This window comes from Streptomyces sp. NPDC050145 (assembly GCF_044460245.1).
Classification (GTDB): Bacteria; Actinomycetota; Actinomycetes; order Streptomycetales; family Streptomycetaceae; genus Streptomyces.
In genome coordinates this window covers 15,723-34,251 of sequence record NZ_JBITJS010000015.1, presented here as the reverse complement: position 1 = coordinate 34,251, position 18,529 = coordinate 15,723, and the positions used below count along the sequence as shown (strand labels likewise).

The following is an 18,529-nucleotide window of genomic DNA, read 5'->3' as shown; positions in this document are numbered from 1 at the left end:
AGGTCACATCCTGAAGACGCCGAAGCCGCCGCGGGCGCCCTCGTACGGTGCGGTGTGGATCGCGGACAGGCAGATGCCGAGGACGGTGCGGGTGTCGCGCGGGTCGATGACGCCGTCGTCGTAGAGCCGCCCGGACAGGAACATCGGCAGGGACTCGGACTCGATCTGCTGCTCGACCATGGCGCGCAGCGCGGCGTCCGCGTCGTCGTCGTACGGCTGTCCCTTCGCGGCGGCGGACTGGCGGGCCACGATCGACAGGACGCCGGCGAGCTGCTGCGGGCCCATGACGGCGGACTTGGCGCTGGGCCAGGCGAAGAGGAAGCGGGGGTCGTAGGCACGTCCGCACATCCCGTAGTGCCCGGCGCCGTAGGAGGCGCCCATGAGGACGGACAGGTGCGGGACGCGGGAGTTGGAGACCGCGTTGATCATCATCGCGCCGTGCTTGATGATGCCGCCCTGCTCGTACTCCTTGCCGACCATGTAGCCGGTGGTGTTGTGGAGGAACAGGAGCGGGATGTCGCGCTGGTTGGCGAGCTGGATGAACTGGGCGGCCTTCTGCGACTCCTCGCTGAAGAGCACACCCTGCGCGTTGGCGAGGATGCCGACGGGATAGCCGTGCAGGCGGGCCCAGCCGGTGACGAGACTGGCCCCGTACAGCGGCTTGAACTCGTCGAAGTCGGAGGCGTCGACGATCCGGGCGATGACCTCGCGCGGGTCGAAGGGCACCTTCAGGTCCTCCGGGACGATCCCGAGCAGCTCCTCGGGGTCGTGCTTCGGCGGCACGACGTCCACAGGCTGGGGATCGGCGTGCGCCTTGCGGTGGTCGAGGCGGGCGACGACGCGGCGGCACTGACGGATCGCGTCCTGCTCGTCGAGCGCGAAGTAGTCGGCGAGACCGGAGGTGCGGGCGTGCATCTCGGCGCCGCCGAGCGACTCGTCGTCGCTCTCCTCACCGGTCGCCATCTTCACGAGCGGGGGTCCGCCGAGGAAGACCTTCGCCTTCTCCTTGACCATGATCACGTGGTCGGACATGCCGGGGACGTACGCGCCGCCCGCCGTGGAGTTGCCGAAGACGACGGCGACGGTGGGGATGCCGGCGGCGGACAGCCGGGTGATGTCCCGGAAGATGGCGCCGCCGGGGATGAAGATCTCCTTCTGGGACGGCAGATCGGCGCCGCCGGACTCGACGAGGGAGATGCAGGGCAGCCGGTTGGCGTACGCGATCTCGTTGGCGCGCAGGGCCTTCTTCAGGGACCAGGGGTTGCTGGCGCCGCCGCGCACGGTCGGGTCGTTCGCCGTGATCAGGCACTCGACGCCCTCGACGACGCCGATGCCGGTGACGAGGGAGGCGCCCACCGTGTAGTCGCTGCCCCAGGCGGCGAGCGGCGACAGCTCCAGGAACGGGGTGTCGGGGTCGAGGAGCAGCTCGATGCGTTCGCGGGCGAGGAGCTTGCCGCGCCCCCGGTGCCGGGCGACGTACTTGTCGCCGCCGCCCCGGACGGCCTTGTCGTGCTCGGCGTCGAGCGCGGCGAGCTTGTCGAGCAGGGCGGTGCGGTGGGCGGCGTAGTCGTCGGACCGGGTGTCCAGGGCACTGGCCAGGACGGTCACAGGAGGGCCTCCGGGAGGTCGAGGTGGCGGGAGCGCAGCCATTCGCCGAGGCCCTTGGCCTGCGGGTCGAAGCGGGCCTGGGCGGCGACGCCTTCGCCGAGGAGGCCCTCGACGGTGAAGTTCAGGGCGCGCAGGTTCGGCAGCAGGTGCCGGGTGACGGTCAGTTCGGCGGTCTCCGGGAGGAGTTCCTGGAGCCGTTCGACGGTGAGGATGTGCGCGAGCCAGGGCCAGGCCGCCTCGGTGACGGCCCATACGCCGATGTTGGCGTCGCCGCCCTTGTCGCCGCTGCGGGCGCCGGCGATCCGGCCGAGAGGGGCGCGGCGGGTGGGGCCCGGGGGCGGCGGTGCGGGGAGCGCGGGCTGCGCGACCGGGGCGAGGGGCAGGGTCGGGCCCTCGTACGCGGACACGTCGCGCCGGGTGCCGTCGGGCAGGACGGCGACGTGCGGGACCTCGGCCCGGTCGACGTACGCGGCCTCGAACACGCCGTACGGGGCGCCCCGGCCGGGCGGCGCGGTGACGTGGAACCCGGGGTAGGAGCCGAGGGCGAGCTCGACGGCGGCGCCGCTGAGGGCGCGGCCGACGGCGTCCTGGTCCTGGTCGCGCACGACGAGCCGGAGCAGGGCGCTCGCGGTCTCCTCGGTGGGGGCGTCGGGGTGGTCGGTGCGGGCCAGCTCCCAACGGACGTGTTCCGGACGGGACTTGGCGGCATCGAAGGCGGCGTCCATCTGGGACCGGACGAGCTCGGCCTTGCGGTCGATGTCGAGTCCGGTGAGGACGAACACGACCTCGTTGCGGAAGCCGCCGAGCCGGTTGAGGCCCGTCTTGAGGGTCGGGGGCGGGGCCTCGCCGCGCACGCCGTGGATCCGGACCCGGTCGGGGCCCTGCTGTTCGAGCCGCACGGTGTCGAGGCGGACGGTGACGTCGGGGCCCGCGTACCGGGCGCCGCCGGTCTCGTAGAGGAGCTGGGCGGTGACCGTGCCGACGTCGACGAGGCCGCCGGTGCCGGGGTGTTTGGTGATGACGGCGGACCCGTCCTCGTGGATCTCGGCGAGCGGGAAGCCGGGGCGCAGGAACCGGTCGGCGGCGTGCTCGGTGAACTGGGAGTAGTTCCCGCCGGTGGCCTGCGTCCCGCACTCCAGGACGTGCCCGGCGACGACGGCTCCCGCGTGCCGGTCGTACGCGTCCGGCGCCCAGCCGAAGTGCCAGGCGGCGGGCCCGGCGACGAGCGCGGCGTCGGTGACGCGGCCGGTGACCACGATCTCGGCGCCGGCCTCCAGGCAGGCGGCGATGCCGGCGCCGCCGAGGTAGGCGTTGGCGGTGAGGGCGCCGGGGAAACGGCCGGTGCCGAGGATGTCGTCGCCCTCGACGTGGCCGACCTGTACGGGGATCCCGAGCCGCGCGCCCAACTCCCGGATCTGCTCGGCGAGTCCGGCGGGGTTCAGCCCGCCGGCGTTGGTGACGATCCGGATCCCGCGCTCCCGGGCGAGCCCGAGGCACTCCTCCAGCTGGCGCAGGAAGGTGCGGGCGTATCCGCGCGCCGGGTCCTTGAGGCGGTCGCGGCCGAGGATCAGCATGGTCAGCTCGGCGAGATAGTCGCCGGTGAGCACGTCGAGCGGGGCCTCGCCGCCGGTCAGCATCTCCTTCATGGCGTCGAACCGGTCGCCGTAGAAGCCGGAGGCGTTGCCGATGCGCAGGGGCCTCATCGGGTGCCGCCCTTGGCCGGGCGTCCCTTCCCGGGCGGACCGGCGAAGGCCTGGGCGATGTCGAGCCAGCGGTCGGCGTCGGGTCCCTCGGCGCGGACGCCGAGGTCGGCGCGGTGGGCGCGCTGGGTGACGAGCAGGCAGAAGTCGAGCGCGGAGCCGGTGACGCGCTGGGCGGCGTCCTCGGGCCCGTACGTCCACGGGGCCCCGCTCGGCAGGGTCAGCTCGATCCGGAACTCCGCGTCCGGCACGGGCAGTCCGTGCGCCCCGAACGCGAAGGGGAGGGCGCGCACGCCGATGCGGGCGATGTGGCGCAGGCGGTCGGTGGGGGTGCGGGTGACGCCGAGCGCGTCGGCGACGTCCTGGGCGTGCGCCCAGGTCTCCATGAGCCGGCCCGTGGCCATCGACGCGGCGGACATCGGCGGCCCGTACCAGGGGAACTTGGCCCGGCTCCCGGCCGCTTCCCTCAGCGCCTTCTGGAGCCGCGCCCGCCCGTCCCGCCACTCGGCGAGCAGCTCGGCCGGCGGCCGGGCCGCCCCGGCCTCGGCGCCTTCGTCGACGAACGTGTCGGGTGCGGCGAGCGCCTTCTCCACCAGCCCGGCGAACGCGTCCGAGTCCTCGACGGCGAGCAGCGCGGAGTGGTCGGTCCAGGCGAGATGGGCGATCTGATGGGCGACCGTCCACCGCGGCGCGGGGGTCGCCAGCGCCCACCGCTCCTCCTCGAGCCCGGCGACGAGCCGGTCCAGCTCCTCGCTCTCGTCCCGCAGGTCATCGATCACGGACGGCTCTTCGGACACGGTGCGCTCCCTCGGGCAGGGCGGTCTGCGGTGTGTGCGGGGCGGTGCGTGGGGCTGCTCGGAGCATGGCAGCGCCGGGAGAAACAATCAAGCGTGCTTGCATGAAAAATCGCCGGGCGCGACTGCGCTCGCCTCGGAAGGGTTTCACCCGAACGGGGCATCGGCCGGTACGGGTACGTACCCGTACCCTTAAGGGAGGAGGTTCCACCATGACTGACGCAAACGTCCGTATCCCCATCGAGGCCCGCGACCGGCTCGCCCAGATAGCAGCCGAGGAGGGGATGTCACTGCGCGGCTACCTCGCCCACCTGGCCGAGACCCTCCTCACGCCGGACGAGCGGGCGCAGCGCGCCGCCCGGGCCCGGACGGTTCTTCACGAGTGGAACGGCTACGACCCCACCGAGACGGAGGCGGCCGCTGCCGACGCGGAGCTCGACCGGCGACTCTCGGAAGCAGGCGCGCCATGACCGATGCCCTGCACATTGTTCTCGACGACTCGGCTCTGGTGGCAGCCGGCCAGGGGAACATCCTGGCGTCTCGCCTGATCCACCGCGCCCACGCGACTGCGGGCTACCACCTCTACGCACCGGCGTGCGCCCTGATCGAGGCCGACCGAGCACGTCGCGGCACCGCAGAGCACATCGCGGCACTGCCCGGCATCACCCTGTTGGAGGTCGACCTGGCCACGGCGTTGGCCATCGCACAGGAGGACACCTGGGCCAGGGCTCACTGCCGATACGCCGCACAGCCGGGGCCGGAGCGGCCCGACGGCGCATTCATCGCCACGGTCGTACCCCGACAGTGGGACGGTCAGCGGACCATCGACCTGACCCCCTGACGCGGCGCGACAGGTCAGTCCCGCGGCACCGGCAGTTTCCTCGCGCCGGTCACCTGGGTGCGGACCGCGCCCATGCTGGCCGCGATCACCAGGGCGATGGCGAGGGCCTCCAGCCAGGTCAGGGCCTGGCTGAGGATCAGGAAGCCCGCCAGGGCGGCGATGGCCGGTTCGAGGCTCATCATCACGGCGAAGGTGGAGGCGGGCAGGCGGCGCAGCGCCATCAGTTCGAGGGTGTACGGGAGGACCGAGGAGAGGATGGCGACCGCCGAGCCCAGGGCCACGGTCTTCGGGTCCAGCAGGCGGCCGCCCGCGGTCGCGATGCCGAGCGGGAGGCAGAGGACCGCGGCGACCGCCATGGCCAGGGCGAGGCCGTCCGCCTGCGGGAAGCGGCGGCCGGTGCGGGCGCTGAAGACGATGTAGAGGGCCCAGCACACGCCGGCCGCGACGGCGAAGGCGACGCCGACGGGGTCGAGGCCGCCGAGGCCGTCGCCCGCTCCGCCGAGCAGGAAGACGCCGCACAGGGCGAGCCCGGCCCACAGGAAGTTGATCGCCCGGCGCGAGGCCAGCACGGAGAGGGTGAGCGGGCCGAGCACCTCGAAGGTGACGGCCAGGCCCAGCGGGATGCGGGACGCGGACTGGTAGAAGAGCAGGTTCATGCCGCACATCGCGACGCCGAACGCGAGGACCGTGCCCCAGTCCGCGCGCGAGTGCCCGCGCAGCCGCGGCCGGCACACCACCAGCAGCACGATCGCCGCCACGATCAGGCGCAGCGTGACCACGCCGACCGCACCGGCGCGCGGCATCAGCGTCACCGCGAGCGCGCCGCCGAACTGGACGGACACACAGCCGGCCAGGACGAGGCCCACCGGGCCGAGTGCCGCCGCGCGCCGCGAGCCGGAGGGCGCGCCTTCCGTCCCGGTGCTGTCGGCCGCGTGGGCCGTTCGCGGCTGACTGTCCGTGCGCGAGCCGTTCACAAGGCCTCGTGCCTCCCCACTGACTACCTGCTACTGATCTACCTGTACCGAGCGAGTTCAATATTGTGGACTTTACCGTCCAGGAGAATGCACTGCATCCTCGTTCCCGTCCTCCACGCTAGAGCCGCCGGGCATGGCGCGTGAAATGCCTCATGTGCTCCCGTTATGCTCCACAGGCATGAGCCGGGACCACACCGTCGAACTGCGGCATCTGCGCTGCTTCCTCGCCGTCGCCGAGGAGGCCAACGTCACGCGCGCCGCCGCCCGCCTCGGCCTCACCCAGCCCGCCGTCTCCCGCACCCTCGCCGGGCTGGAGTCCTCGCTCGGCGTGCGGCTCGTGGACCGGTCGACGCACCATCTCGCGCTGACCCCGGAGGGCCACGCGTTCCGCGAGAAGGCGATCGTCGCCGTCGCCGCGTTCGAGGACGCGCTCGCCGCCGCCCGCACCCCCTCGCGCCCGCTCCGCCTCGGGCACGCCTGGTCCGCGGCCGGCGCCTACACGACCCCCCTGCTGCGCCGCTGGCGGCAGGAGCACCCGGACGTGCCGCTGGAGCTGCTGCGCATCGACGACCGGACGGCCGGGCTCACCCGCGGCGCCGTCGACGTCGCCCTGCTGCGCGGCCCCGTCGAGACCCCCGGCCTGGTGACCGAGCTGCTGCACGAGGAGGAACGCGTCGCGGCCGTACCCTCCGACAGCCCGCTCGCCCGGCGCCCCGCGCTCCGGCTCGCCGACCTCCGCGACCAGGTCATCGCCCTGAACACGGTGTCCGGCACGACCGCCCTCGAACTGTGGCCGCCCGCCGTGCGCCCCACCGCCGCGCTGACCGTCGCCAACACCGACGACTGGCTCGCCGCGATCGCCTCCGACCAGGCCGTCGGCGTCACCTCGACCGCGACCGTACGGATGCACCCGCACCCCGGCGTCGTCTACGTCCCGCTCACCGACGCCCCGCCGCTCCCGGTCCATCTGGCCCGCCGCCCCGGCCCCGGCCACCCGTCCGCCCCCGACCTCCTCACCCTGGCCCACGAGGTCACGCGGGCGGGGGAGCTCTAAGGGAGCTCTAAGGGGAGTCCAGGTGTTCCGCCAGCACCTCCGCCAGGTGGCGGCCCCGCACACCGCCCAGCTGTTCCAGTTGCGTGCGGCAGGAGTAGCCGTCGGCGAGGAGGACCGTGCCGGGCGGCGCCGCGCGTACCGCCGGGAGCAGGGACTCCTCGGCGCAGGTCGCGGAGACGTCGTAGTGGCCGTCCTCGAAGCCGAAGTTCCCGGCGAGGCCGCAGCAGCCGCCGCTCAGCTCCCCGGTCAGGCCCGCCTTCTCGCGCAGCCGCCGGTCGGCCGCGTCGCCGAGCACCGCGTGCTGGTGGCAGTGGGTCTGGCCGGCGACGGGGCGGTCGACGCGGGGCGGCGCCCAGTCGGGGGCGAGGCGTTCCAGGGCCTCGGCGAAGGTCAGCACGCGGTCCGCGAGCAGTCGGGCCCGCGGGTCGTCGGGGAGCAGTTCGGGCAGGTCGGAGCGGAGGGCCGCCGCGCAGGACGGCTCCAGGACGATCACCGGGAGGCCCGCGTCGAGCGCCGGGCGCAGGGTGTCGAGGGTGCGCTTCAGTACGGCCTTCGCCCGGTCGAGCTGGCCCGTCGACACGTACGTGAGCCCGCAGCAGGCGCGGCCCTTCGCGCGGGGCGCCGGCAGCGGGGTGATCCCGGCCGCCGTCAGGACCCGGACCGCCGCGTGCCCGGCCTGCGGCGTCAGGTGCTCGGTGAACGTGTCCGGCCACAGCACCGCCCGCCGCTCCGTCCCGGCCGGGGGCCGCCCCGGCCGCCAGTCCGCGCTGAAGGTCCGCCGGGCGACGCGCGGGATGTCCCGCCGGGCCGCGATCCCGCTCAGCTTCTTCGCCAGGGACGCCAACACCCGTACGGAGGAGAGGGAGTTGACGATTCCTGCCGTGCGGGTGCGTTCCACCAGGCGCAGCCAGCGCGGCAGCCACCCCAGCGCGTAGTGCGCGGCGGGGCGGCGCCGGCCCGCGTAGTGGTGGTGCAGGAACTCCGCCTTGTACGTGGCCATGTCGACGCCGACCGGGCAGTCGGAGCGGCAGCCCTTGCAGGACAGGCACAGGTCGAGCGCGTCCCGGACCTCTTCCGAGCGCCAGCCGTCGGTGACGACCTCCCCGGCGAGCATCTCGTGCAGCAGCCGGGCCCGGCCCCGCGTCGAGTGCTCCTCCTCGCCGGTCGCCCGGAACGACGGGCACATCACACCGCCCGAACCCGCCTGCTCCGTACGGCATTTGGCGACGCCGACGCAGCGCCGGACGGCCGCCGAGAAGTCGCCGCCGTCCTGCGGGTAGCCGAAGGCGACGTCGACCGGCTTGCGCGGCAGCACCGCGAACCGGAGGTTCTCGTCGAGGGGGGCGGGGCGGACGAGGATGCCGGGGTTCAGCAGGTCCGCCGGGTCCCAGGCGGTCTTCACCTGCTCGAAGAGGCCGACGAGCCGGTCCCCGTACATCTTCGGGAGCAGTTCGGCGCGGGCCTGGCCGTCGCCGTGCTCGCCGGACAGGGAGCCGCCGTGCGTGACGACGAGCGCGGCGAGGTCCTCGGAGAAGCGCCGGAAGCGGCGCACGCCGGCCTCCGACAGCAGGTCGAAGTCGATACGGACATGGATGCAGCCGTCGCCGAAGTGGCCGTACGGGGTGCCGCGCAGGCCGTGCTCGGTGAGCAGCCCCCTGAAGTCCCGTAGATACGCGCCCAGTCGGGCGGGCGGCACCGCGCAGTCCTCCCAGCCGGGCCACGCCTCGCTGCCGTCGGACATCCGGGTCGCGGTGCCGGACGCGTCCTCGCGGATCCGCCACAGCGCGCGCTGCCCGGCCGGGTCGGCGACCACGAGCGCGTCCACGACGTCGGCCGCCCGCACGATCCGCCCGGCGGCGTCCCGTGCCTCGGCCGGGGTCGCGCCCCCGGTCTCCACGAACAGCCAGGCGCCGCCCTTCGGCAGCGCGGAGCGGTCCGGCACGAGGTCGGCGGCCATGCCCTCCACGGTCAGCGGCCCTCCCCCAAGCTCTCGGCTTCGCTCGAGCAGGGGGGACCCCCATGGCAGCAGGCCCGCCGCCGCCTCGGCCGCCGCGCTCTCGTCCGCGTACGCCAGCACGGCGAGGGCCGTCGCGCGCGGCTTCTCGACGAGTTTCACGGTCGCCTCGGTGACGAGCCCGAGGGTGCCCTCGGTGCCGCAGAAGAAGCGGGCCAGGTCGGTGCCGTGCTCGGGGAGCAGCGCGTCCAGGGCGTAGCCGGAGATGCGGCGCGGCAGTCCCGCGTAGGGGGCGAATCCGGTGCGGATCGTGGCCAGTTCGCGCTGGACGAGCGCGTGCAGGGCGTCCGGCGCGCCCTTCCAGCCCTGTCCGAGCCGGTACGCCGTGCCGTCGGACGCGAGCACGTCGAGGCCCGCCACGCTGTCGGCGGTCGTGCCCCAGGCCACGGAGTGCGAGCCGCACGAGTTGTTGCCGATCATGCCGCCGAGGGTGCAGCGGCTGTGGGTGGACGGGTCGGGGCCGAAGCGCAGGCCGTGCGGGGCGGCGGCGGTCTGGAGCCGGTCGAGCACGACTCCCGGCTGCACCCGGGCCGTTCGGGCCTCGGGGTCGAGGCCCACGATCCCGTTCATGTACCGGGTGAAGTCGACGACGAGGCCGGTGCCGGTCGCCTGGCCCGCGATGGAGGTGCCGCCGCCGCGGCCCACGACCGGGACCGCGCGGCGCCGGCACACCTCCAGGGCCGCGGCCACGTCCTCGCCGTCTCTCGGGGCGAACACCCCGAGCGGCACCCGGCGGTAGTTGGACGCGTCCATCGTGTTCAGGGCCCGTGCGGTGGCGGAGAAGTCGACCCCGCCGCGCACGGCCGCCCGCAGTTCCCGTTCCAGCCCGTCCAGATCGTCCATGCCCTCCAGGATGCAGCCCCGAAGTGCCCCCGGCACGGCAGGACTGCGCCCACTTTTTCACCATACGGACATACACGTTCCCAAACCGATCACCAACTCTCCTATAGTGACCGGAAATTGACCCCCTCCCCCGAGGACCCGACCGATGACCGCGCCCAACCGGCCGCCCGCACGCCCGGCCGCGCTCACCCTGCTGGCCGCCCTCCTCGTCACCGGAGCGCTCGGCACGGGGGCGGTCGCCCTCGCGCCGGACTCCGTGCGCACCCCGCTCGCCTGGGGCGTCGCCGTCGCCGCGCTCGCGTTCTCCGCCCTGGCCGGATACGCCGCGCACGCCCGCCACAGCGCCGACGCGCTGCGCCGCCGCGTCACGGAACTGCGCCACGCCGCCGACCGGAGCGCCGCCGAACAGGCCCGCCTCATCGCCGAACAGGCCCGCACCGCCGCCGAGCTGACGCAGGCCCGGGCCACCCGTGCCGCGGCCGCGGACGAACTCGCCGGGCAGCTGCGCGCCGCCCGCGCCGAACGGGCCGCCGCGCTCGCCGCCTGCGCCAACGCGGCCGGACGCATGCAGGCCCTCGCCACCGGCATGCTCGCCGACCTGCGCGAGATGGAGCACCGGCACACCGACGAGGACGTCCTCGCCGACCTGCTCCACCTCGACCACCGCACCGCCCAGGCCGGCCGGCTCGCCGACTCGGTCGCCGTCCTCACCGGCGCCCGCTCGGGACGGCGCTGGGCCCGCCCCATCGCCATGGAGTCGATCCTGCGCGGCGCGATGGGCCGCATCGGCGGCTACCAGCGCGTGCGGGTGCACGCCAACACCGCCACCGCCGTCGCGGGCCACGCCGCCGAAGGCGTCATGCACGCCCTCGCCGAACTCCTCGACAACGCCGCCAACTTCTCGCCGCCCACCGCCGAGGTGCACGTCTACGTCGAGGAGGTCCCGGCCGGCGTCATCGTCTCCGTCGAGGACTCCGGGCTCGTCATGGGACCGGTGCAGCTGCGCCGCGCCGAGCACGCCGTCACCGGCGAGGCGACCGGGTCGACGGGCCTCGGCGGCCTGTCCGGCACCCGGCTCGGACTCGCCGTCGTGGGCCGGCTGGCCCGCAAGCACGGGCTGACCGTGTCGTTCCGGCCGTCCGCGCGGGGCGGCACGGGGGTGCTGCTGCTCATTCCGCAGGAGCTGCTGTCCCGGACGCCGGAGCCGGAGCCGACGCCGACGCTGGAACTCCAGATGCCTTCGCCCGCCGCGCCGACCGTCGCTCCCGAGCCTGTGGAACACGAGGCCCTGGAACACGAAGGCCTTGCGCACGCGCCCGCCGTCGAGGACGCCCTGCCCGTACGGGGCCAGCGCGAGGCGGCGCCGACGACGGGCGCTGCCACTGAACCGGCTCAGGCTCCGGCACCGGCTCCGGGTGACAGCGGGCTGCCCAAGCGGGCCCGCGGCCGGACCCTCGCCGCCGCCGAGCGCGCCCAGGCCCGCGCCACCGAGGCCGCCGCACCGGACGCGCGTACCGGAACCACCGGAGCCACCGGGGCCCCCGGCGCCGAGCCCGAGTCCCCCGTCTCCGCCGCCGCCCGCTTCAGCAGCTTCCGGCAGGCGGTCCGCGCCACCGCGCCCCGCACCGAAGACCCCGTAGAACACCAGCAGGAAGAAGAGGACACCCCCCGATGAGCGGGACCACCACCGGCACCGGACTGACCTGGCTGCTCGAAGGCCTCCTCAAGCGCACCCCCGGCACCCGGCACGCCCTGGTCCTGTCGCGCGACGGCCTCAAGCTGTGCCACACCCCCGAGCTCTCCACCGACCAGGCGGACCAGCTCGCCGCGATCGCCGCCGGGATCCAGTCCCTGGCCCACGGCGCGTCCGCCGAGTTCGGCGACGGGACCGGCGGGGTGCGCTCCTCGATGACCGAGTTCCACGGCGGCACCCTGTTCATCGTCGGGGCCGGCGAGGGCGCCCACCTCGCGGCGATCGCCGACGAGGACGCCGACGCGGGCCTCGTCGGGCACACCATGTCCGAGCTCGTCGAGCAGCTCGGCGAGCACCTGCGCGCCGAGGCCCGGCAGCCGGACGCCCCGGCCGCGCCCCCGGCGTCATGAGCCGCCCCGGCCGGGACGACGCCCCCGACCGCCTCTACACCCTCACCGGAGGCCGCAGCCGGCCCGCGACCGACGTGCCCTTCGACCTCGTGTCGCTGGTCGTCACCGAGTCGGACCCGGCGCCCGGCATGCCGTCCGAGCACGCCACGATCCTGCGGATGTGCGCCCGCCCGACCGCGGTGGTGGAGGTGGCCGCCGAGCTCGGTCTGCCCGTCAGCATCGTGCGCGTCCTGCTCTCCGACCTCCTGGTGCAGGGCCGCATCAGCGTCCGTCACCCGCGGATCGCCGCGTCCCCCCACCGTCTTCCCGATCCCGACATCCTGGAGCAGGTGCTCGTTGGACTCCGCAACCTCTGAACCGCCGAGCGGCCGCCGGGAGCCGGCGGCCGGCGCCGACAACGGCCTCAAGGTCGTCATCGTCGGCGGCTTCGGCGTCGGCAAGACCACCCTGGTCCGCTCCGTGAGCGAGATCCGTCCCCTCAACACCGAGGAGACGATGACGGAGGCCGGGCAGGGCGTCGACGACCTCGCCGACCTCGACGGCGTCCGTACGAAGACGTCGACGACCGTCGCCTTCGACTTCGGGCGCATCACGCTCGACGAGCACAATGTCCTCTACCTGTTCGGCGCCCCCGGCCAGGAACGCTTCTGGTTCCTGTGGGACCGCCTGTTCTCCGGCACCCTCGGCGCGGTCGTCCTCGTCGACTCGCGGCGCATCGAGGACTCCTGGTACGCGATCGACCGCCTGGAGCACCACCGCACGCCGTTCATCGTCGCCCACAACGACTTCGGCGGCCCCCACCACACCCTGGAGCAACTGCGCGAGGCCCTCGACCTCGACCCCGAGGTGCCGCTCGTCCGCTGCGACGCGCGCACCCGCGCCTCCAGCAAGGACGTCCTGATCACGCTCCTCGAACACCTCAGGACGCTCTACGCCCCGCACGCCACTCAAGCCCGTCAGCCGCACGTGCCTCAGGAGACCGCCCCGTGACAAGCCCCGGCTGCCCCGCGTCCGAGCACGGCACCGCGCCCGTACCCCTGTCCGGCCCGCGCTTCGCGACCGAACCCGCCACGCTCTACCGGGAGATGCGCCGCGACCACGGCTCCGTCGCCCCCGTCGTCCTCGACGGCGACATCCCGGCCTGGCTCGTCCTCGGCTACCGCGAACTGCACCAGGTGACGGGCGACCCGACCCTGTTCAGCCGCGACTCCGACCTGTGGAACCAGTGGGACAACATCCCCGCCGACTGGCCGCTGCTGCCGATGATCGGCCGCAAGCAGCCGTCGATCCTCTACACGGTCGGCGAACGGCACCGCCGGCGCGCCGAGATGATCAGCCACGCCCTCGAGGCCATCGACCCCTTCGAACTCAAGGCGCACGCCGAGCAGTTCGCCGACGAGCTGATCGACGGCTTCTGCGGCAAGGGCGAGTGCGACATCGTCGCCGACTACGCGATGCTGCTGCCCGTCCGCGTCCTCGCCCGCATCTACGGCTTCTCCGACGCGCAGGGCCCCGGCCTGGTCACCGCGATGAACGACATGATCGACGGCCGGGAACGCGCCCTCGCCGGCCAGCAGCACCTCGCGCAGTCCATGGTCGGGCTGCTCGCCGCCAAGCACACGGCGCCGGGCGAGGACGTCTCCTCGTACATGCTCCAGGACCCCTCCGGCTTCACCGACGAGGAGGTCGCCCAGGACCTCATGGTGATGATGGCCGCCGGACACCAGCCCACCGCCGACTGGATCGGCAACTCGCTGCGCCTCATGCTCACCGACGACCGGTTCGCCGCGTCCCTGTTCGGCGGGCGGCACAGCGTCGCCGAGGCGATGAACGAGGTCCTGTGGGAGGACACCCCGACGCAGAACGTCGCCGGGCGCTGGGCCACCCGCGACACCCGGCTCGGCGACCGCCACATCCGCTCCGGCGACCTGCTCCTGCTCGGGCTCGCCGCGGCCAACGCCGACCCGCAGGTGCGCACCGACGCCTCCGTCCTCACCGGCGGCAACAGCGCCCACTTCGCGTTCGGGCACGGCGAGCACCGCTGCCCGTTCCCCGCGCAGGAGGTCGCCGAGGTCATCGCCCGGACCGCCATCGAGGTCGTCCTCGACCGGCTGCCCGACATCGACCTCGCGACGACGGCCGACGCGCTCACCCGGCGGCCCTCGCCGTGGCTGCGCGGCCTCACCGACCTCCCGGTCCGCTTCACGCCGACACCCGCGCTCTGACGTCACTCACCACTTGGACTCTGGAGACCGACCATGACGACTTCCGCTTCCGCGTGCCCGCACGCGTCCGCCGGCCGCATCGCCCTCGACCCGTTCGTCACCGACCTCGACGGGGAGAGCGCGAAGCTGCGCGCGGCGGGCCCCCTGGTGGAGGTGGAACTGCCCGGCGGCGTCCCCGTCTGGGCGGTCACGCACCACGCCGAGGCCCGCCAACTCCTCACCGACAAGCGCCTGGTGAAGGACATCGAGGTGTGGGGCGCCTGGAAGCGCGGCGAGATCCCCGCCGACTGGCCGCTGATCGGCCTCGCCAACCCGGGCCGCTCGATGCTCACCGTCGACGGCGAGGACCACCGCCGGATGCGCGCCCTGGTCGCCCAGGCGCTGACCGTCCGCCGGGTCGAGCGGATGCGCGAGCGGATCGAGGAGCTGACGGCCGGCCTGCTCGACCAGCTCCCCACCGAGGGCACCGTCGACCTGAAGGCCGACTTCGCCTACCCGCTGCCCATGTACGTCATCAGCGACCTGATGGGCATCGACGAGGCCGACCACCCGCGCCTGAAGGTCCTGTTCGACAAGTTCTTCTCCACGCAGACCCCGCCGGAGGAGGTCGTCGCGACGCTCATGGAGCTCGCCGCGATGATGGGCGCCGTCGTCGCGGCCCGCCGCGCCGAGCCCGGCGACGACCTGACCAGCGCCCTGATCCAGGCCTCCGAGAACGGTGACCACCTCACCGACGCGGAGATCGTCTCCACGCTCCAGCTGATGGTCGCCGCCGGCCACGAGACGACGATCTCCCTCATCGTCAACGCGGTCGTGAACCTGTCCAGGCACCCCGAGCAGCTGGCCCTCGTCCTCGACGGCAAGGCCACCTGGGAGCAGGTCGTCGAGGAGACCCTGCGCCACTCGACCCCGACCTCGCACGTCCTGATCCGGTTCGCCGCCGAGGACGTCGAGGTGGGCGAGAGGACGATCCGCGAGGGCGACGCCCTGATCGTGTCCTACGGCGCCATCGGCCGCGACGAGCAGGCGCACGGCCCGACCGCCGGCGACTTCGACATCACCCGCACCTCGCCGACCCGGCACATCTCCTTCGGCCACGGACCGCACGTCTGCCCCGGCGCCGCCCTGTCCCGGCTGGAGGCCGGCGTCGCCCTGCCCGCGCTGTACGCCCGCTTCCCGGGCCTGCGGCTCGCGGTCGAGCCGGGCGAGCTGCGCAACAAGCCGGTCGTCACCCAGAACGACCTGTTCGAGCTGCCGGTCGTGCTCGGCGGCTGACCGCACGCCGGAACTTCGCGGGGCCGGGACCGGGTGGGCGGTCCGCCACCCGGTCCCGGCCCATCTCACCGGACGGACAACGCGCAGGTCGGCCGGAACCACCCGCTACTCTCCCTTTCGTGGCTGAGATCCAGATTCCCGCTGACATCAAGCCCGCCGACGGACGTTTCGGCGCGGGCCCCTCCAAGGTGCGGACGGAGGCGCTGGACGCTCTGGCCGCGACCGGCACGTCCCTGCTCGGTACCTCCCACCGCCAGGCCCCGGTCAAGAACCTGGTCGGCCGCGTCCGCGAGGGCGTGAAGGACCTGTTCTCCCTCCCCGAGGGCTACGAGGTGATCCTCGGCAACGGCGGCTCCACCGCGTTCTGGGACGTGGCGACCCACGGCCTGATCGAGAACAAGTCCCAGCACCTGAACTTCGGCGAGTTCTCGTCCAAGTTCGCCAAGGCCGCCAAGCTGGCCCCGTGGCTGGCCGAGCCGACCGTCATCGCCTCCGAGCCGGGCACGCACCCCGAGCCGCAGGCCGAGGCCGGCGTCGACGTGTACGGCCTCACCCACAACGAGACCTCCACCGGTGTCGCCGCCCCGATCAAGCGCGTGGCCGGTGCCGACGAGGGCGCCCTCGTCCTGGTCGACGCCACGTCCGGTGCGGGCGGCCTGCCCGTCGACATCACCGAGTCGGACGTCTACTACTTCGCCCCGCAGAAGTCCTTCGCCTCCGACGGCGGCCTGTGGGTGGCGGCGTTCTCCCCGGCCGCGATCGAGCGCGCCGAGCGCATCCACGCGTCCGGCCGCCACATCCCGGAGTTCTTCTCGCTGCCCACGGCGATCGACAACTCCCGCAAGAACCAGACGTACAACACGCCCGCGCTCGCCACGCTCTTCCTGCTCGGCGAGCAGCTGGAGTGGATGAACAGCCAGGGCGGCCTGTCGTTCACGACGGCCCGCACGAAGGACTCCTCGGACCGCCTGTACAGCTGGGCCGAGGAGTCGAAGTACGCGTCGCCGTTCGTCACCGACGCGGCCAAGCGTTCGCAGGTCATCGGCACGATCGACTTCGACGAGTCGGTCGACGCGGCGGCCGTCGCGAAGGTGCTCCGCGCCAACGGGATCGTCGACACCGAGCCCTACCGCAAGCTCGGCCGCAACCAGCTCCGCATCGCCATGTTCCCGGCGATCGACCCGGCGGACGTCTCGGCTCTGACGGCCTGCATCGACTACGTCATCGGCCAGCTCTGACCCTTACGGGCTCCAGCTCTCCCCCCGGGGGACTGCACACCGGCACCGGCCGGCGTGCGGTCCCCCGCGCCCTTTCCGGGACCGGGTCGAAACGGACTCAGCCGCGCTTCGACTTCCGGGTCAGGCGCCCTATGCCGACCGCCACGATCAGGAGCACCGCCGCGCCCACCGCGCCGGCCTTGCCCGTGATGCCGGCGTCGCTGCTGCCACCGCTCTCGTCCGAGCCCGTCCCGGGAGTCCCCGTACCGTCGCCCGATCCGGCGCCCTCCACCTCGACCGGCCGCACCGAACTGCCCTTGCCCTCGCTGCCGTACAGGAGCGTGCGGCCGTCCGGCGTGTACGTCACCGACTCGCCCTGCGGCTGCATCGGGACGCTCAACTGCCCCTCCCGCTCGGGCCTGCCGTCGTTCCACGCGTACGAGACGCCGCCGAAGTACCCCCGCACCGCCAACTGCTTCCCGTCCGGGGAGAACGCCGCGTCCGTGGCCCAGAGGTCGATGTCGGCGACGCGGCGGAAGGTGTTCGTACCGGAGGTGCTGAGCTGCGCGGGACCCTCGTACAGCCCGCCGCCGTCCTCGCCCTTCTCCACGATGTAGACCCGGCCGGTCTTCGGATGGACCATCAGCGACTCGGCGTTGCGCGCCCCGTCCGCGTACTTCACGACGTACTGCGTGGCCCGCACGGTCTGGTCGCGCAGCTCCTTCGGCTCGGGCAGCTTGTAGATCCAGACGTGGTCCCAGGAGCCGTTCAGGTTGTCGCCGATGTCGCCGACGTAGAGGTCGCCGTCGGGGCCGATCGAGATCGCCTCGACGTCACGGGGCGAGCCGATCCCGGTGAGGGTGAGCGTCGCGACCGTCTTCCCCGTCCGCCCGTCGATCGCGTACAGGTACGCGCCGTCGTCGCTGTCGTTGTGGGTCCAGTACACGCCGGGGTGGGCCCGGGACGCGGCGAGCCCGCTGGACTCCGTGATCCGCGGGTCCTGGATCGTGAACCCGTCCGAGCCGGGCGACCGCCCGTCCGCCCCGGCCGGCATCACGGCCGCCCCCGTCACCAGAACGGCGGCGGCCAGCACCGCACCGATCCGCCCCGTCCGCGACCCCGCCTTGTCCGCACGCATGCCCCCAGCTTGCCAGGCGTGTCCGGTCTCACACGCACCTGACCGGCGTGATCTCCGCGGCATCGACCATGATGAGCGGATGCTCAGGTTCATGTTTGTCGGTGACTCCATGACCATCGGGAGCGCCGGTGAACACACCTGGCGCCTGCGCATGTGGCAGCACCTGCGCGCCACCGGCACCGACTGCGCCGTCGTCGGCCCCCGCACCGCCCTGTACGGCGGCACCCACGACTACGCCGACCCCGGCTTCCCGCAGCGGCACCTCGCCGGCTGGGGCGAGGGCTGGCAGCACATGGCGCCCGTCATCGGCGACGCCGTTACCGCCGCGGGCGCCGACACCCTGCTCATCTCCCTCGGCCTGATAGACCTCGGCTTCTACACCGACGCCGAGCAGACCGCCGAGAACGTACGCCGCTTCGTCGCCGCCGCCCGCGCCGCGAACCCCGCCGTCCGCATGGTCATGCTGCCGGTCATCCCGAACGTACGGGCCGAGACCGACGCCCCCTTCGCCGCGCAGGTCGCACACTTCAACACCCTGCTCGCGAAGGCGGTCGCGGACCTCTCCGAACCCCGCTCCCCGCTGCTGCTCGCCTCGGTCCCGGAGTCGTACGACATCCACCGCGACACCTACGACGGCACGCATCCGAACGCCTCCGGCGAGCACAAGCTCGCCGGCGCGTTCGCGGACGCGCTGCACCAGGCCTGGGACATCGGCGGCCCCTACCCGCACTCTTAGTACGGTC

The 18,529-nt window shown here is 73.5% G+C and carries 17 protein-coding genes; 11 read left to right on the top strand and 6 right to left on the bottom strand.

Annotated features, from left to right (window positions below):
* Positions 1–3: 3 nt before the first annotated feature.
* From ACIBTU_RS27855 to ACIBTU_RS27845, 3 genes are read right to left on the bottom strand one after another with little or no spacing between them, the layout of a single operon-like run.
* A complete protein-coding gene (locus ACIBTU_RS27855; protein WP_399129241.1) occupies positions 4–1,608 on the bottom strand; it encodes an acyl-CoA carboxylase subunit beta in 1,605 nt (534 codons plus the stop codon).
* On the bottom strand, positions 1,605–3,311 hold the full coding sequence (locus ACIBTU_RS27850; RefSeq protein ID WP_399129240.1) for an acyclic terpene utilization AtuA family protein: 1,707 nt from the start codon (positions 3,309–3,311) through the stop codon (positions 1,605–1,607). The genes ACIBTU_RS27855 and ACIBTU_RS27850 overlap by 4 nt, the downstream gene beginning before the upstream one ends.
* The gene (locus ACIBTU_RS27845; protein ID WP_399129238.1) at positions 3,308–4,105 is read right to left on the bottom strand and encodes a TIGR03084 family metal-binding protein; all 798 of its coding nucleotides are present in this window, start codon (positions 4,103–4,105) and stop codon (positions 3,308–3,310) included. Before ACIBTU_RS27845 ends, ACIBTU_RS27850 begins: the two co-directional genes overlap by 4 nt.
* 209 nt (positions 4,106–4,314) lie before the next feature.
* Here ACIBTU_RS27845 and ACIBTU_RS27840 point away from each other — a divergent pair, with 209 nt between their 5' ends.
* Together ACIBTU_RS27840 and ACIBTU_RS27835 are read left to right on the top strand one after the other, a co-directional pair.
* Complete coding sequence (locus tag ACIBTU_RS27840; protein ID WP_399129237.1) at positions 4,315–4,572, top strand: hypothetical protein; 258 nt, start codon at positions 4,315–4,317, stop codon at positions 4,570–4,572.
* A complete protein-coding gene (locus ACIBTU_RS27835; protein ID WP_399129235.1) occupies positions 4,569–4,943 on the top strand; it encodes a hypothetical protein in 375 nt (124 codons plus the stop codon). The genes ACIBTU_RS27840 and ACIBTU_RS27835 overlap by 4 nt, the downstream gene beginning before the upstream one ends.
* Before the next feature lie 14 nt (positions 4,944–4,957).
* Here the strand turns inward: ACIBTU_RS27835 and ACIBTU_RS27830 are convergent, their stop codons facing one another.
* A complete protein-coding gene (locus tag ACIBTU_RS27830; RefSeq protein WP_399129234.1) occupies positions 4,958–5,917 on the bottom strand; it encodes an EamA family transporter in 960 nt (319 codons plus the stop codon).
* Between the two features lie 145 nt (positions 5,918–6,062).
* Here ACIBTU_RS27830 and ACIBTU_RS27825 point away from each other — a divergent pair, with 145 nt between their 5' ends.
* Positions 6,063–6,971, top strand: coding sequence for a LysR family transcriptional regulator (locus ACIBTU_RS27825; RefSeq protein ID WP_399129423.1), 909 nt, complete (start codon positions 6,063–6,065; stop codon positions 6,969–6,971).
* A 7-nt stretch (positions 6,972–6,978) separates the two neighbouring features.
* On the opposite strand, the gene ACIBTU_RS27820 is transcribed toward ACIBTU_RS27825, so the two are convergent.
* Positions 6,979–9,828: an FAD-binding and (Fe-S)-binding domain-containing protein gene (locus ACIBTU_RS27820; protein ID WP_399129233.1), complete on the bottom strand. Its 2,850-nt coding sequence runs from the start codon at positions 9,826–9,828 to the stop codon at positions 6,979–6,981.
* Positions 9,829–9,973: 145 nt separating this feature from the next.
* Between ACIBTU_RS27820 and ACIBTU_RS27815 the strand changes: the two genes are divergently transcribed.
* The 7 genes from ACIBTU_RS27815 to serC all read left to right on the top strand — a co-directional run bounded on the left by ACIBTU_RS27815 (position 9,974) and on the right by serC (position 16,669).
* The gene (locus tag ACIBTU_RS27815; protein ID WP_399129232.1) at positions 9,974–11,503 is read left to right on the top strand and encodes an ATP-binding protein; all 1,530 of its coding nucleotides are present in this window, start codon (positions 9,974–9,976) and stop codon (positions 11,501–11,503) included.
* A complete protein-coding gene (locus tag ACIBTU_RS27810; RefSeq protein ID WP_399129230.1) occupies positions 11,500–11,931 on the top strand; it encodes a roadblock/LC7 domain-containing protein in 432 nt (143 codons plus the stop codon). The genes ACIBTU_RS27815 and ACIBTU_RS27810 overlap by 4 nt, the downstream gene beginning before the upstream one ends.
* Positions 11,928–12,287: a DUF742 domain-containing protein gene (locus ACIBTU_RS27805; RefSeq protein WP_188337604.1), complete on the top strand. Its 360-nt coding sequence runs from the start codon at positions 11,928–11,930 to the stop codon at positions 12,285–12,287. Before ACIBTU_RS27810 ends, ACIBTU_RS27805 begins: the two co-directional genes overlap by 4 nt.
* Positions 12,268–12,921, top strand: coding sequence for a GTP-binding protein (locus ACIBTU_RS27800; RefSeq protein ID WP_399129229.1), 654 nt, complete (start codon positions 12,268–12,270; stop codon positions 12,919–12,921). The genes ACIBTU_RS27805 and ACIBTU_RS27800 overlap by 20 nt, the downstream gene beginning before the upstream one ends.
* A complete protein-coding gene (locus tag ACIBTU_RS27795; RefSeq protein ID WP_399129228.1) occupies positions 12,918–14,156 on the top strand; it encodes a cytochrome P450 in 1,239 nt (412 codons plus the stop codon). Before ACIBTU_RS27800 ends, ACIBTU_RS27795 begins: the two co-directional genes overlap by 4 nt.
* Before the next feature lie 33 nt (positions 14,157–14,189).
* Positions 14,190–15,431 (top strand): cytochrome P450, encoded by a 1,242-nt coding sequence (locus tag ACIBTU_RS27790; protein ID WP_399129226.1) that lies wholly within the window; start codon positions 14,190–14,192, stop codon positions 15,429–15,431.
* A 119-nt stretch (positions 15,432–15,550) separates the two neighbouring features.
* Entirely contained in the window at positions 15,551–16,669 is a 1,119-nt protein-coding gene (gene serC, locus ACIBTU_RS27785) for a phosphoserine transaminase (protein ID WP_399129225.1), read from the top strand.
* A gap of 97 nt (positions 16,670–16,766) precedes the next feature.
* Here serC and ACIBTU_RS27780 read toward each other — a convergent pair whose 3' ends face one another.
* Positions 16,767–17,786: a WD40 repeat domain-containing protein gene (locus tag ACIBTU_RS27780; RefSeq protein WP_399129224.1), complete on the bottom strand. Its 1,020-nt coding sequence runs from the start codon at positions 17,784–17,786 to the stop codon at positions 16,767–16,769.
* Positions 17,787–17,865: 79 nt separating this feature from the next.
* On the opposite strand from ACIBTU_RS27780, the gene ACIBTU_RS27775 reads away from it, so the two are divergent.
* Positions 17,866–18,522 (top strand): GDSL-type esterase/lipase family protein, encoded by a 657-nt coding sequence (locus ACIBTU_RS27775; RefSeq protein WP_399129223.1) that lies wholly within the window; start codon positions 17,866–17,868, stop codon positions 18,520–18,522.
* Positions 18,523–18,529 lie beyond the last annotated feature (7 nt).

Excerpts from the sequence above, each read along its gene's own strand:
- ACIBTU_RS27820 (WP_399129233.1), bottom strand. The coding sequence starts at position 9,828 with ATGGACGATCTGGACGGGCTGGAACGGGAACTGCGGGCGGCCGTGCGC.
- ACIBTU_RS27775 (WP_399129223.1), top strand. The coding sequence starts at position 17,866 with ATGCTCAGGTTCATGTTTGTCGGTGACTCCATGACCATCGGGAGCGCC.
- ACIBTU_RS27780 (WP_399129224.1), bottom strand. The coding sequence starts at position 17,786 with ATGCGTGCGGACAAGGCGGGGTCGCGGACGGGGCGGATCGGTGCGGTG.
- ACIBTU_RS27825 (WP_399129423.1), top strand. The coding sequence starts at position 6,063 with ATGCCTCATGTGCTCCCGTTATGCTCCACAGGCATGAGCCGGGACCAC.
- ACIBTU_RS27790 (WP_399129226.1), top strand. The coding sequence starts at position 14,190 with ATGACGACTTCCGCTTCCGCGTGCCCGCACGCGTCCGCCGGCCGCATC.
- ACIBTU_RS27835 (WP_399129235.1), top strand. The coding sequence starts at position 4,569 with ATGACCGATGCCCTGCACATTGTTCTCGACGACTCGGCTCTGGTGGCA.
- ACIBTU_RS27850 (WP_399129240.1), bottom strand. The coding sequence starts at position 3,311 with ATGAGGCCCCTGCGCATCGGCAACGCCTCCGGCTTCTACGGCGACCGG.
- ACIBTU_RS27840 (WP_399129237.1), top strand. The coding sequence starts at position 4,315 with ATGACTGACGCAAACGTCCGTATCCCCATCGAGGCCCGCGACCGGCTC.
- ACIBTU_RS27815 (WP_399129232.1), top strand. The coding sequence starts at position 9,974 with ATGACCGCGCCCAACCGGCCGCCCGCACGCCCGGCCGCGCTCACCCTG.
- ACIBTU_RS27805 (WP_188337604.1), top strand. The coding sequence starts at position 11,928 with ATGAGCCGCCCCGGCCGGGACGACGCCCCCGACCGCCTCTACACCCTC.
- ACIBTU_RS27810 (WP_399129230.1), top strand. The coding sequence starts at position 11,500 with ATGAGCGGGACCACCACCGGCACCGGACTGACCTGGCTGCTCGAAGGC.